This window comes from Streptomyces sp. V3I7 (assembly GCF_030817495.1).
Lineage (GTDB): Bacteria > Actinomycetota > Actinomycetes > Streptomycetales > Streptomycetaceae > Streptomyces.
Genome location: NZ_JAUSZK010000001.1, coordinates 603,535 through 615,547 on the forward strand (window position 1 = coordinate 603,535; position 12,013 = coordinate 615,547).

Consider the following 12,013-nt stretch of genomic DNA (forward strand, 5'->3'; position numbering starts at 1 on the left):
ATGCGAGTCGGCTGTCCGTGGGATACGCGGGCAGGGGCGTCATGAGCGGCAGACCGTGCGAGTGGGCGATACCTGGCGCGTACGCCCCCCGCGCGGCGGCGTGGACATCGAGCCGACGTGCTTCACGGAGCATAGCTCATTGTTACCTATGCTCACAATGAACTGCATCCTGATATTGTTCCGTCATGACCACGCCGGATCCGGACAGTGTGCTCGCCGAGCAGCTGCTGCGCCTCACCCGCCGGGTGCACCGCATTCAGAAGCGTCACCTTCAGCAGCGCGAACTGGGCATAACCCCGGCCCAGTCCCGTCTGCTGCGCACGCTGGTGTGCTACAGCTCGCCGCCGCGCATGGCGGACCTAGCCGAGCGCCTGGAGGTCGTACCGCGCGCCGTGACGACGCTGGTCGACGGGCTGGAGGCGAGCGGGAAGGTGCGTCGGGTGCCCGACCCGACGAACCGCCGGGTGACCCGGATCGAGCTCACCGCCGAGGGGCGCACGACCCTCGGCGAGCTGCGTGACGCGCGCCGGTCGGCCGCCCACGAGATCCTCGCGCCGCTGACCTCCGACCAGCGGGAGGCGTTGGGCGGACTGCTGGACACACTGATCGACGGAACGACGGCCACGCACTGCTGACGCTTCGCCTGCACGGGCGTGCGGCTCTGCGACGGCAGCGCGTGACCGTCGAGGTGGGTCGGAGCCCTGAAGCGCTGACCTCAGCAGCCGTCGGTGTCGTCGGTGAGCGCCCCCTGGACCGTGGTCAGCGTGCGGTCGTAGCAGCCGGTCTCCGAGCCGTGGAGCCGGTAGCGCTCGCTCGTCGTACCGACCGCGTGCCGCTGGTCCCTGGGCACGTTCAGGGTGTAGGCCGCGTCGCCGGTGTACGTGTCGTCGAGCCTCGACCAGGAGGTGCGCCGGCCGTCGCGCAGCTCCGTGACCAGTGCCCGGTCGCCGAGCGTCAGTACGGTGCGCAGCCGGTCGTCCTGGCCGATCGTCGTCGCGCCGTCCATGGTGTACGTCCGGTGCGTCCGCACCGTCCTGGCCGGCCCGTGGCCTTCGGTCGTCACGGACGCGTCGTCCGTCCAGGTGGCGTCGAGTCCGTCCGTCGTCTCACCCTCGGTCCAACGATGCGCCGAGGCGTGCGCGAGCGTCCGCCGGACCGTGGTCGTCACCCGGCCGTGGGAGGTGTCGAGGTATCCGGCGATGGTCAGCCGGTGACCGGCCTTGGTGTCGAGCCGGTCCTCCGGCGAACCGGGCGTGTAGGACGGGGAATTGGTGAGGTCGGTCGCCTGGTGACGGGTGAGGCCGCCGGTCACGTGCGCGCGGTGTGGGTCCTGCCAGACCAGCACGTTCACGGAGGTGCTCCAGCCCGACTGCCCCTCGGGGAGTCCGGCGACCTCGATGTCGACGCGATGCGGACGGCCGTCGTTGAGCAGCCCCGCGTAGGGCGTCAGGTCGTACTCGATCGGCTTGACGTCGAAGGCGCGCGGCGCCGGAAGGACGTACCAGAGGAAGGGGTTGGACCAGCCGCCGGTCCACACGTTGGGGAACGGCGCGGCGATTCCGGCCAGTTGGCCATCGATCTTGACCTGCACCTCGCGGTAGGGGCCTCGGTCGGCCTTGCAGGAGTACGGTGCCGGATCGGGCACGGTCAGGTACCAGAACTCCTCGCAACCGCCACCCGATCCGGTGGCGTACACCTCGGCGACGATGCGCTCGCTGTTGCGTGGGGTGGTCACTGTTGCGCCGGAGGCGGCGGTGGTGACGGGCAGGACGCGGTCGGGCGGTGCGGCCGTCGCCTCGGCGCGGGGATGGGCGGCGTAGAAGGTCAGGGTGGCGCGGACGTCGATCACGCCCGTGTACGTGCCGTCGACGACGTTTCCGATGAACATCTCGACGTCCTGCGGGTCGCGGAGGGTGTCGCTGTAGCGCGTGACGTCCTTCTCGACGGACCACTCGATGCCGTCCGGGGAAGGCTCCGGCGTCGATGTTCGGAGGACTTCGACGCCGCCGACCCGCAGATAGCCGAGCCGGTCGAACTGCCGCCCCTTGACCTTGCCGTCGAGTCGCAGCACGACCTTGCTCCAGCGCTCGCCGCAGCCGTCGGGGGGCGTGTAGGTGCCTTTGTACGGCGTGTAGTCCCGGAACTGGGCAGCGGCGAGGGTGACTTGGCAGGACTTGGTGGCCGGCCCCGGCTTGGCGACGGGCGGCGCGGCGGTCACCGGGTCGTGCCAGTCGGTACCGAACTCGGCGGGAGCGTCGGCGGAAACACCGCTGGCAGCGGCTTCGGCTCGAGCGGGGGCTGGTTGGCCTCCGAGGAGAGCGCTCGCCAGAAGGGTCGCTCCGGCAAGCATGGACATGACTATCCGGCTTCTCATGGCCGCTGTTCTACGTGGAGTTTCCTCTCCCGACAATGGCGCCTCGCTTCGGCCTGACCGCTACGCCGGCCGCTAGGGTCTGTCGTTTGGATCAGGCCGGCTGTGAGGTGCGGTACTTCTCGACCGACCCGAGCGGGGTCTGGTGCGTGCAGCTGCAAGGCGGAGGAGGGCGTCAACGCGATGGGGGTCCCCCCGCGCGAGCGGAGCCGAGCGTGGGGGAGTTGGCAACCGACGACAACGCGGCAGATGTGCGTGCCAGACCCCGCGACACCGGGATGATCCAAACGACAGGCCCTAGGCCTCCAGATCCGCGCGGTCGCCCATGACCACCACGGGGTGCTGGTGCGGGTCGAGCACCCGGAGCAGGTACTCCATGTCCTGCTTGGACATGGACACGCAGGCCGAGGTGCCGCTGCCGTGGTCCATGTGCAGCCAGATGCTGCCGCCCTTCGCGTCGCCCTCGGGGCGCGCCGGGTTGTTGGGCGGGGTGCCCTTGACGCGGTTGTAGTCGATGGCGATGACGTAGTCGAAGTCGTGCCAGTGCGACTTGGCCCACCAGTGGGGTGCGGCGAAGGCGGGGTCCCGCGTGTACGGCAGCTTGGCCCCCGGATCCGGGAGGACGCCGCCCGCGTCCGAGAGCGTGAACACGCCGACGGGGCTGCGCCGGTCGCCGTTGTGGTGGTGGGTGGTCCACCCCTTCTTGCCATTGTGCGCGGCCCAACTGCGCTGCCGCTCCCAAACCTTGCCGCGCTTGGTGTAGAGCACGACCTCGGCATCCGCCGAGTTCCTGTCCGCGCCATAGACCGCGACGACCTGGCCGGACTCGGCTGGAATGCGCCGCTGGAGCCGGTCTCCGACGTCCGGGATGCGGGTCGGGTCTGCGGCAGGCTTGGTGTGTCCTGGCCGCGCGTCGCCGCGCGCCTTGTGGTCGCCGCCGGCGCCGCCCGGGCCACCGCATGAGGACAGGGCCGCCAGGATGGATCCCACGGCCGCCACCGCGACTGTCACACGCCGTACACCTTCTAGCCGAACCCGCCGTACACCTTCTATTCGCACCGGACCATCCTGACACCATCCGACCGATGCCTGAGCACCGGGCGGATCGTTCGAGCCGCGGTTGAACGGCTCGAGTTGCTGCTCAGTGCCGTCGTGCTGGGCGAGTTGACTCCCGGCCGAGCGATGACGGGCGTGAAGTCAGAGATCACTTGCGGTTCTGCGGCAGCCCGGCCACCGGACGCCGAATCGGGGGCCTCCCAGCCAATCTGCCCACCGCGCCGGAAAACCGGTTGAATTCCCCCTCGCTCCGACGTCACCCTTTCACGGCTTGCTGCCGCCGCTCTCCCGTCGACACTGACACGAGCCACTGGGACGTCATGCAGATTCAAGACCTTCCGTATCCCGACCCTGGTGTGCCTGACGCACGTTCGGGTCCTCGCTTCCTGTGGTGGCTGGGGCGGAATCAGCTGGGCGGGCAGATGAAGGCGCTGGCCTGGGGACTGCTGCACTTCGTGTCCGTCTCAGCGCTCCCGTTCTGCGTGGGTCTCGCCGTCCAGGCCGTCTTCGAGCGCTCCGGCACGCGGCTCGCGCTGACCGGGCTGCTGATGGTGGTGTGCGGGATCGGTATCGCGGTGGGTGACACCTACCTGCACCGGGCCGCCGTCACCAACTGGATCACCGCGGCCGCTCGCGTCCAGCAGCTGCTGGCTCGCAAGGCCGCGCACCTGGGGTCGGGGCTGACCCGGCGGGTCGCCGCAGGCGAGGTGGTGGCCGTGTCGACGGGCGACGTCGAGAAGATCGGCTGGATGGTCGAGAGCGTGTCACGCTTCACCTCGGCCGCGGCGGCGGTCGTCGTGGTCTGCGTCAGCCTGCTCGTCTACCAACCGGCCCTCGGTGTGGTCGTGGCGGTCGGCATGCCCCTGCTGGCACTCGCGGTACTGCCGCTGCTGCCCCGGGCGACCCGGCGCGCCGACCACCAGCGCGAGAAGGCCGGCCGCGCCACCGAGCTGGCCTCGGACACCGTCGCCGGTCTGCGCGTGCTGCGCGGCATCGGCGGCGAGGAACTGTTCCTCGACCGCTACCGCCGCGCCTCGCAGGAGGTACGACACGCGGCCGTACGCAGCGCCCGGATGTGGTCCCTGATCTCGGCGATCCAGGTGCTGCTGCCAGGGCTGTTGATGATCGCGGTCGTCTGGCAGGGCGTCCACCTCGCCCGCCAGGGCCGGATCACCGTCGGCGAACTGGTCACCGTCTACAGCGCGGTCATGGTGCTCGCCTATCCGCTGCGGCACTTCGAGGAGATCGCCATGGCGTACTCCTTCTCGCGCCCGTCGGCGAAGCGGGCCGCCCACGTGCTTTCCCTGGAGCGGTCCACGGACGCCGGCGGCTCGCGCGCGACCGACGCGCCGCCGAGCGGTGATCTGTACGACCCGGCGACCGGTCTGCTCGCCCCCGCAGGTTGTCTCACCGCTGTGGTCTGCGGCGACCCGGACGCGGCCGGTCGGCTCGCCGAACGGCTGGGCGGCCACCCCGCCGAGCCCGGTCCGTCCGTGTTGCTCGGTGGCGTGCCGCTGGACGAGTTGCCCCTCGACCACGCCCGCAGCGCCGTCCTCGTCCAGGACAAGGACCCGGTCCTGCTGTCGGGTTCCCTGCGCGAACTCCTCGACGTCCCCGCCTCCGGTGACGTCCACGCGCAGGCGGCGCTCGCGGCCGCGCAGTGCGACGACGTCCTGGAGGCTCTCGTCCAGGGGTCGTTGAGCGCACCGGACCCGATGGAGGCACGGATCACCGAGCGGGGGCGCTCCCTCTCGGGCGGCCAGCGCCAGCGACTGGCCCTGGCCCGATCCCTGATCACCGACCCCGAGGTGCTCGTCCTCGACGGACCGACCTCGGCCGTCGACTCGCACACCGAGGCTCGGATCGCCGAGGGGGTACGGCGGCTGCGGACGGGACGGACGACGGTCGTGTTCACGTCGTCCCCACTGCTTCTGGACCGCGCGGACCGGGTCGTCCTCGTGCACGACAGCGAGGTCGTGGCCGTCGGTGCGCACCGCGAGCTGGTGCACACCGAGCCCCGGTACCGGGCCGTCGTGACCCGGGAGACCGAGGAAGAGACGGCGGCGCGCACCGCGTCGGGCGGCAACGAGGCGGCCGCCTCGCGGGGCACGGGGGACGGCCTCGCCACCACAGCGGACGCCGCGGATGGCATCAATGCCATGACGGACATCGGCGCCCTGGAAGAGATCGACGCCTTGGAAGAGATCGAGGAGAGCGCATGATCGGCGTTGCGCCACCGGCGTACGACCCGGCTGCCCCGACGACGGCGACCACCCTGCCCGTGGGCGCCACCGCGACCGTGCGCGCCTACGTGGCCGAACTGTTCCGCCGGCATCACCGCGCCTTCCTGCTCCTCATCGGCGTCAACACCATGGCCGTCGTCGCCTCCATGGCAGGGCCGTACCTCCTGGGCGGCCTCGTCGACCGCGTGGCCGACGAGGCACGGGATCCGCAACTGGGCCTGACGATCGGCCTGTTCATCGCCGCTCTCCTCGTACAGGCCGTGTTCGTGCGCGAGGTGCGGCTGCGTGGGGCGATGCTCGGCGAACGGATGCTGGCCGATCTGCGCGAGGACTTCCTCGTACGGTCGGTAGGACTGCCCCCGGGCATCCTGGAACGCGCGGGCACGGGCGACCTGCTGTCCCGCATCACCACCGACATCGACCGGCTCTCCAACGCCATGCGCGAGGCGGTGCCGCAGCTGTCGATCGGTGTCGTCTGGGTCGCCCTGCTGCTCGGCGGCCTCGTGATCACCGCTCCCCCGCTGGCGGCTGCCGTGCTGCTTGGCGTACCGCTGCTGGTGGCGGGCTGCCGTTGGTACTTCAAGCGGGCGCCGTCCGGCTACCGCTCCGAGGCCGCGGGGTACGCCGCCGTCGCCGCCGCGCTCGCCGAGACCGTGGACGCCGGACGCACCGTCGAGGCTCACCGTCTCGGCGACCGCCGCGTCGCCCTCTCGGAGCGCCGGATCGAGGAATGGACACGCTGGGAGCGCTACACGCTCTGGCTGCGGTCGGTTCTCTTCCCGGTCATCAACATCACCCATGTCACGGTCCTCGGATCGGTCCTGATGGTCGGCGGTGTCTTCGTCCTGCACGGCTGGATCGACGTCGGGCAACTGACGACGGGCGCGCTCATCGCACAGATGCTCGTCGATCCGGTGAACCTGATCCTGCGCTGGTACGACGAGGCCCAGGTCGCCCAGGTCTCGCTGGCCCGCCTGGTCGGCGTACGCGACATCGAGCCGGACGCCGGGGACGACACACTCGCGCCCGACGGTCACGACGTCCACGCCGACCAGGTGCACTTCGGCTACCGCGAGGGCGTCGACGTGCTGCGCAAGGTGTCGCTCGAGGTCGCACCCGGCACCCGGCTGGCCCTGGTCGGCCCGTCCGGCGCGGGCAAGTCCACGCTGGGCAGGCTGCTCGCCGGTATCTACGCACCCCGGGAAGGTCGGGTCACCCTGGGCGGTGCCGAACTGTCCCGGATGCCCGCGGAGCGCGTCCGCTCCCACGTCGCCCTCGTCAACCAGGAGCACCACGTCTTCGTGGGTTCCCTGCGCGACAACCTCCTGCTCGCCCGCACCGGGGCGCAGGACGCCGAGCTGTGGGCAGCGCTCGCCGCGGTCGACGCGGACGGCTGGGCCCGGGCGCTGGACGACGGCCTGGACACCGAGGTCGGCTCCGGCGCCCTGACGCTCACCCCCGCCCAGGCCCAGCAGATCGCGCTGGCCCGTCTGGTCCTGGCCGATCCGCACACCCTGGTCCTGGACGAGGCGACCTCGCTCCTCGACCCGCGCGCGGCCCGCCACCTCGAGCGCTCCCTGGCCCGCGTCCTCGACGGCCGTACCGTCGTCGCCATCGCCCACCGCCTCCACACCGCCCACGACGCCGACGTCATCGCCGTCGTCGAGAACGGCCGCATCAGCGAGCTGGGCAACCACGATCACCTCGTGGCGGCGAACGGGGCCTATGCGGCGCTCTGGCGGTCCTGGCACGGGTGAGGGGCGGGACGTGCTGCTTGTGCGGGCACCGCCCCGCGTGGCGGCCCGGCTCCGCGCACCCGCAGGCCAGAGGCCGTGGCGTTGCGCGGTCCCGAACCGGGGTGGAAGGCTGGAAAGCGGCACCGGTTCGGGGACTGCCCGCGAGCCGCCTGGCTCGCGCCGGGTGGGAGCTGTGTCCCGCGTGCCGGCGGTCCGCCGCCCGCCGCGGTGAGAGCGGGCCGTGCCCATGACCTGGAGGTACCCGTGAACAGCGCCGACGGATGGGGAGACGACGTCTACCAGCCCGATGGATCCGAGGTTCAGGACGATGCCGGGCTGCTCGACTCCGAGGACACGCTGGTCGACGACGGCGTGAGCGACCCTCTCGACCGGGGCTGGTCGCCTCCGGAGCGGCCATGGGCGGTGGAGCACGAGGGGGTGACGGCGGAAGAGCGCCACCGCGGCGAGACCCTCGACCAGCGGCTCGCCGAGGAGCTGCCCGAGCCGTCCGTCCCCGACGGCGACGGCATCGGCGACTGTCAGGGCACCGATGGTGAGGCACTCGACGACGAGGTCGGCGACCGCCGGTCCGGCCGGCTCGTCGCGCCGGACGAGGGGGCTCACGAGGACCAGGAGAGCGCGCTGGTCGCCACGGACGTGGGCATCGACGGCGCGGGCGCCTCCGCCGAGGAGGCCGCCGTGCACATCGTGGACGAGGACGCCCTGTCCGGCTGACGGCCCGACCGTCCCGGCGCCCCGTGCCCAGCCCCGGCCAGTGCCTCGCACGCACGAGGAGCAGCCATGCAGCAGAACAAGCACCCCGAGTACCGGACTGTGGTTTTCCGCGACCGCGCCGCCGGTTACGCCTTCCTGACCCGGTCCACCGCCACCAGTGACCGGACCATCGACTGGGACGACGGCGGGACGTACCCGGTGATCGATGTCGAGATCTCCTCGGAGAGCCACCCCTTCTACACCGGCAAGGCCCGCACGGTGGACTCGGAGGGCCGCATCGCGCACTTCGAGCGGCGCTACGGTGCGGCCGCGCCGCGATCCGGCAAGGCGACGGGGACCTGACCCGCCGCCCGACCGCGGGCCATCTCGGCCGGTCGTCCCCCGCCGCCCTCCCGGGCCGCCCGCTCGGGTTGCCGCTAGATCATGTTCAGAGCCGCCGCGCAGCCCACTCCCCCGAGGATCATGAAGACGGGCATCAGCACCTTGACCTCGATCCAGCTGCCCGCCCGGAACCGCATGCTCTTCGGCGGCCCCAGCGGGTACCAGCGCTTGCGGCCCACCGGGATGGGCCACAGGATGGGGCAGCCGGAGACGGTCAACGCGTCCCCGATGCAGTGCACGAGCGCGCCCAGCACGATCGGGAGACCCAGCCACAGGTACCCCTGGCCGGGCTCGGTGAACAGCCAGTGAGAGCCGTTGCCGGGCTTGTCCAGTACACCCGCGATGATCCACGAGCTGGTCGCGGCCAGCAGCCAGACCAGGACGTCGCTGCTGGAACCGCGAGCCGCCCGCCACAGCAGTCCTTCGATCGCCAGCACCATGTGCGCGAAAAGGATCGCCAGCACCGCCCAGCGGCCACCGGCGACGGCCAGGGCGGATGCGCCCGCGCCGATCACCACCGCCCACACCCAGGTGTGCGTCAGCGTGCGGTGTCCGCCGGAGCGACGCGGGTCGCCCGGCTTCCTGGTCCCCTTGTAGACGGCGTAGGACAAGGAGTCCACGAACTCGCACAGCCATCGCGACAGCGGGCCGAAGGCGCGCGAGATGGTGGCCGCCTTGTGGTCCAGGTCCGGGGCGAGGGCGGCGCCGGCGCAGATCAGTGCGCCGGTCAGGACGACCGGCCAGGGCATCGGGCTGCCGGCTGCGGCGGCGGCCGCTCCGACCCCGAGCCAGGCAGCGGCCCCCGACAGTGAGTGTGCTGGTCCCATCATGGCCGTAGCCCGCCCCATTCCTCGTATACCGCAGTCCAGTTGACCAGGTGCGTTGACGTTCTGTCGGCGACACAGCGTAGCGGTCGTGATCTTCGGATCCACAGCCGATTCCCGGATCGACCAGGAGGCCAGGCAAGATGGGTGCGTGACCCTCATCGATCAGCTGCCGCCGACCGCCGACCCCGACGCCCTCTACGAAGCCTTCGAGTCGTGGGCCGAGGATCGCGGTCTCACGCTCTACTCCCACCAGGAGGAGGCGCTGATCGAGGTGGTCTCCGGTGCGAACGTGATCGTGTCGACGCCCACCGGCTCCGGCAAGAGCATGATCGCGGCGGGCGCCCACTTCGCCGCGCTGGCCCGCGACGAGGTCACCTTCTACACCGCCCCGATCAAGGCACTGGTCTCCGAGAAGTTCTTCGAACTGTGCAAGATCTTCGGCACCGAGAACGTCGGCATGCTGACCGGCGACGCCTCCGTCAACGCCGATGCCCCGGTGATCTGCTGCACCGCCGAGGTGCTCGCGTCCATCGCGCTGCGCGACGGCAAGGACGCGGACATCGGCCAGGTGGTCATGGACGAGTTCCACTTCTACGCGGAGGGCGACCGCGGCTGGGCCTGGCAGATCCCGTTGCTCGAACTGCCCCAGGCGCAGTTCATCCTGATGTCGGCCACGCTCGGCGACGTCACCTTCTTCGAGGAGGACCTCACCCGGCGCACCCAGCGCCCCACGGCAGTGGTCCGCTCCGCTACCCGCCCGGTGCCCCTCTCCTACGAGTACAAGTTCACTCCGCTCACGGAGACCCTGACCGACCTCCTCGAGACCAAGCAGGCGCCGGTCTACATCGTGCACTTCACGCAGGCGCAGGCCGTGGAGCGGGCACAGGCGCTGATGAGCATCAACATGTGCACGCGCGAGGAGAAGGAGCAGATCGCCGAGCTGATCGGCAACTTCCGCTTCACCACCAAGTTCGGCCGCAACCTCTCCCGTTACGTCCGCCACGGCATCGGCGTGCACCACGCCGGCATGCTGCCCAAGTACCGGCGCCTGGTGGAGAAGCTCGCGCAGGCGGGCCTGCTGAAGGTGATCTGCGGTACGGACACGCTCGGCGTGGGCGTCAACGTCCCCATTCGTACGGTGCTGTTCACGGCACTGACCAAGTACGACGGCAACCGCGTCCGTACGCTGCGCGCCCGCGAGTTCCACCAGATCGCCGGCCGTGCGGGCCGGGCCGGCTTCGACACGGCTGGACTGGTCGTCGCGCAGGCACCCGAGCATGTCATCGAGAACGAGAAGGCGCTGGCCAAGGCGGGAGACGACCCGAAGAAGCGCCGCAAGGTGGTGCGCAAGAAGGCTCCCGAGGGCTTCGTCGGCTGGACCGAGAACACCTTCGAGAAGCTGATCACCTCCGAGCCGGAGCCGCTGTCCTCCCGTTTCCGGGTGACGCACACGATGCTGCTGTCGGTCATCGCCCGGCCCGGCAACGCCTTCGAGGCGATGCGCCACCTGCTGGAGGACAACCACGAGCCGCGCAAGCAGCAGCTCAGGCACATCCGGCGGGCCATCGCCATCTACCGCTCGCTGCTGGACGGCGGCATCGTCGAGAAACTCGACAAGCCGGACGCGAGAGGGTCGCATCGTCCGCCTCACCGTGGACCTTCAGCAGGACTTCGCACTCAACCAGCCGCTGTCCACGTTCGCTCTGGCCGCGTTCGAGCTGCTGGACCCGGAGTCGCCGTCGTACGCGCTGGACATGGTGTCGGTCGTGGAGTCCACGCTGGACGACCCGAGGCAGATCCTGGCCGCCCAGCAGAACAAGGCGCGCGGTGAGGCCGTGGCAGCGATGAAGGCGGACGGCGTCGAGTACGAGGAGCGCATGGAGCGGCTCCAGGACATCTCGTACCCGAAGCCCCTGGAGGAGCTGCTCTTCCACGCGTACAACACCTACCGCAAGAGCCACCCGTGGGTCGGCGACCATCCGCTGTCGCCGAAGTCGGTCATCCGTGACATGTACGAACGCGCGATGTCCTTCACCGAGTTGGTGTCCCACTACGAGCTGGCCCGCACCGAGGGCATCGTGCTGCGCTACCTCGCCAGCGCCTACAAGGCCCTCGAGCACACGATCCCGGACGACCTCAAGTCGGAGGACCTTCAGGACCTGATCGCCTGGCTCGGCGAGATGGTGCGCCAGGTCGACTCCAGCCTGCTGGACGAGTGGGAGCAGCTGGCCAACCCGGAGGAGATGACCGCCGAGCAGGCCCAGGAGCGGGCCGACGAGGTGAAGCCGGTCACCACCAACGCGCGCGCCTTCCGGGTGCTGGTCCGCAACGCGATGTTCCGTCGCGTGGAACTCGCCGCCCTCGACCAAGTCGAGGAGCTGGGCGAGATGGACGCCGACGTCGGCTGGGACGCGCAGACCTGGGGCGAGGCGATGGACAAGTACTGGGACGAGTACGAGGACCTCGGCACCGGACCGGACGCCCGTGGCCCCAAGCTGCTCGTCATCCAGGAGGAGCCGCAGAACGGGCTGTGGCGCGTCCGCCAGATCTTCGACGACCCGAACGGCGACCACGACTGGGGCATCAGCGCGGAGGTCGACCTCGCGGCCTCTGACGCGGAGGGCCGTGCGGTCGTCCGTGTCACCGATGTCGGCCAGCTGTGAG

General features: G+C 70.6%; 8 protein-coding genes and 1 pseudogene. 6 read left to right on the plus strand and 3 right to left on the minus strand.

Translation table 11 applies throughout. From position 1 onward, the window contains the following. The first annotated feature begins 185 nt into the window (after positions 1-185). The gene (locus QFZ74_RS02890) at positions 186-635 is read left to right on the plus strand and encodes a MarR family winged helix-turn-helix transcriptional regulator (protein ID WP_307619196.1); all 450 of its coding nucleotides are present in this window, start codon (positions 186-188) and stop codon (positions 633-635) included. Positions 636-715: 80 nt separating this feature from the next. Here QFZ74_RS02890 and QFZ74_RS02895 read toward each other — a convergent pair whose 3' ends face one another. Together QFZ74_RS02895 and QFZ74_RS02900 are read right to left on the minus strand one after the other, a co-directional pair. Beyond that, on the minus strand, positions 716-2,374 hold the full coding sequence (locus QFZ74_RS02895; protein ID WP_307619197.1) for a peptide-N4-asparagine amidase: 1,659 nt from the start codon (positions 2,372-2,374) through the stop codon (positions 716-718). 294 nt (positions 2,375-2,668) lie between these two features. Beyond that, positions 2,669-3,382: a L,D-transpeptidase family protein gene (locus QFZ74_RS02900; protein WP_307619198.1), complete on the minus strand. Its 714-nt coding sequence runs from the start codon at positions 3,380-3,382 to the stop codon at positions 2,669-2,671. Between the two features lie 365 nt (positions 3,383-3,747). Here QFZ74_RS02900 and QFZ74_RS02905 point away from each other — a divergent pair, with 365 nt between their 5' ends. From QFZ74_RS02905 to QFZ74_RS02920, 4 genes are all read left to right on the plus strand, one after another. Continuing rightward, on the plus strand, positions 3,748-5,649 hold the full coding sequence (locus tag QFZ74_RS02905) for an ABC transporter ATP-binding protein (RefSeq protein WP_307619199.1): 1,902 nt from the start codon (positions 3,748-3,750) through the stop codon (positions 5,647-5,649). Next, entirely contained in the window at positions 5,646-7,427 is a 1,782-nt protein-coding gene (locus QFZ74_RS02910; RefSeq protein ID WP_307619200.1) for an ABC transporter ATP-binding protein, read from the plus strand. Before QFZ74_RS02905 ends, QFZ74_RS02910 begins: the two co-directional genes overlap by 4 nt. Before the next feature lie 243 nt (positions 7,428-7,670). Continuing rightward, positions 7,671-8,141 (plus strand): DUF5709 domain-containing protein, encoded by a 471-nt coding sequence (locus QFZ74_RS02915; RefSeq protein WP_307619201.1) that lies wholly within the window; start codon positions 7,671-7,673, stop codon positions 8,139-8,141. 66 nt (positions 8,142-8,207) lie between these two features. After that, positions 8,208-8,483 (plus strand): type B 50S ribosomal protein L31, encoded by a 276-nt coding sequence (locus tag QFZ74_RS02920; protein ID WP_307619202.1) that lies wholly within the window; start codon positions 8,208-8,210, stop codon positions 8,481-8,483. A 74-nt stretch (positions 8,484-8,557) separates the two neighbouring features. Here the strand turns inward: QFZ74_RS02920 and QFZ74_RS02925 are convergent, their stop codons facing one another. Beyond that, positions 8,558-9,352, minus strand: coding sequence for a metal-dependent hydrolase (locus QFZ74_RS02925; RefSeq protein ID WP_307619203.1), 795 nt, complete (start codon positions 9,350-9,352; stop codon positions 8,558-8,560). A 145-nt stretch (positions 9,353-9,497) separates the two neighbouring features. On the opposite strand from QFZ74_RS02925, the pseudogene QFZ74_RS02930 reads away from it, so the two are divergent. After that, a pseudogene (locus QFZ74_RS02930) lies at positions 9,498-12,012 on the plus strand (DEAD/DEAH box helicase). The last annotated feature ends 1 nt before the right edge of the window (position 12,013 follow it).

Bases quoted from the DNA above. Each gene is read 5' to 3' on its own strand.
- QFZ74_RS02890 (WP_307619196.1), top strand. From the start codon at position 186: ATGACCACGCCGGATCCGGACAGTGTGCTCGCCGAGCAGCTGCTGCGC.
- QFZ74_RS02910 (WP_307619200.1), top strand. From the start codon at position 5,646: ATGATCGGCGTTGCGCCACCGGCGTACGACCCGGCTGCCCCGACGACG.
- QFZ74_RS02905 (WP_307619199.1), top strand. From the start codon at position 3,748: ATGCAGATTCAAGACCTTCCGTATCCCGACCCTGGTGTGCCTGACGCA.
- QFZ74_RS02920 (WP_307619202.1), top strand. From the start codon at position 8,208: ATGCAGCAGAACAAGCACCCCGAGTACCGGACTGTGGTTTTCCGCGAC.
- QFZ74_RS02895 (WP_307619197.1), bottom strand. From the start codon at position 2,374: ATGAGAAGCCGGATAGTCATGTCCATGCTTGCCGGAGCGACCCTTCTG.
- QFZ74_RS02925 (WP_307619203.1), bottom strand. From the start codon at position 9,352: ATGATGGGACCAGCACACTCACTGTCGGGGGCCGCTGCCTGGCTCGGG.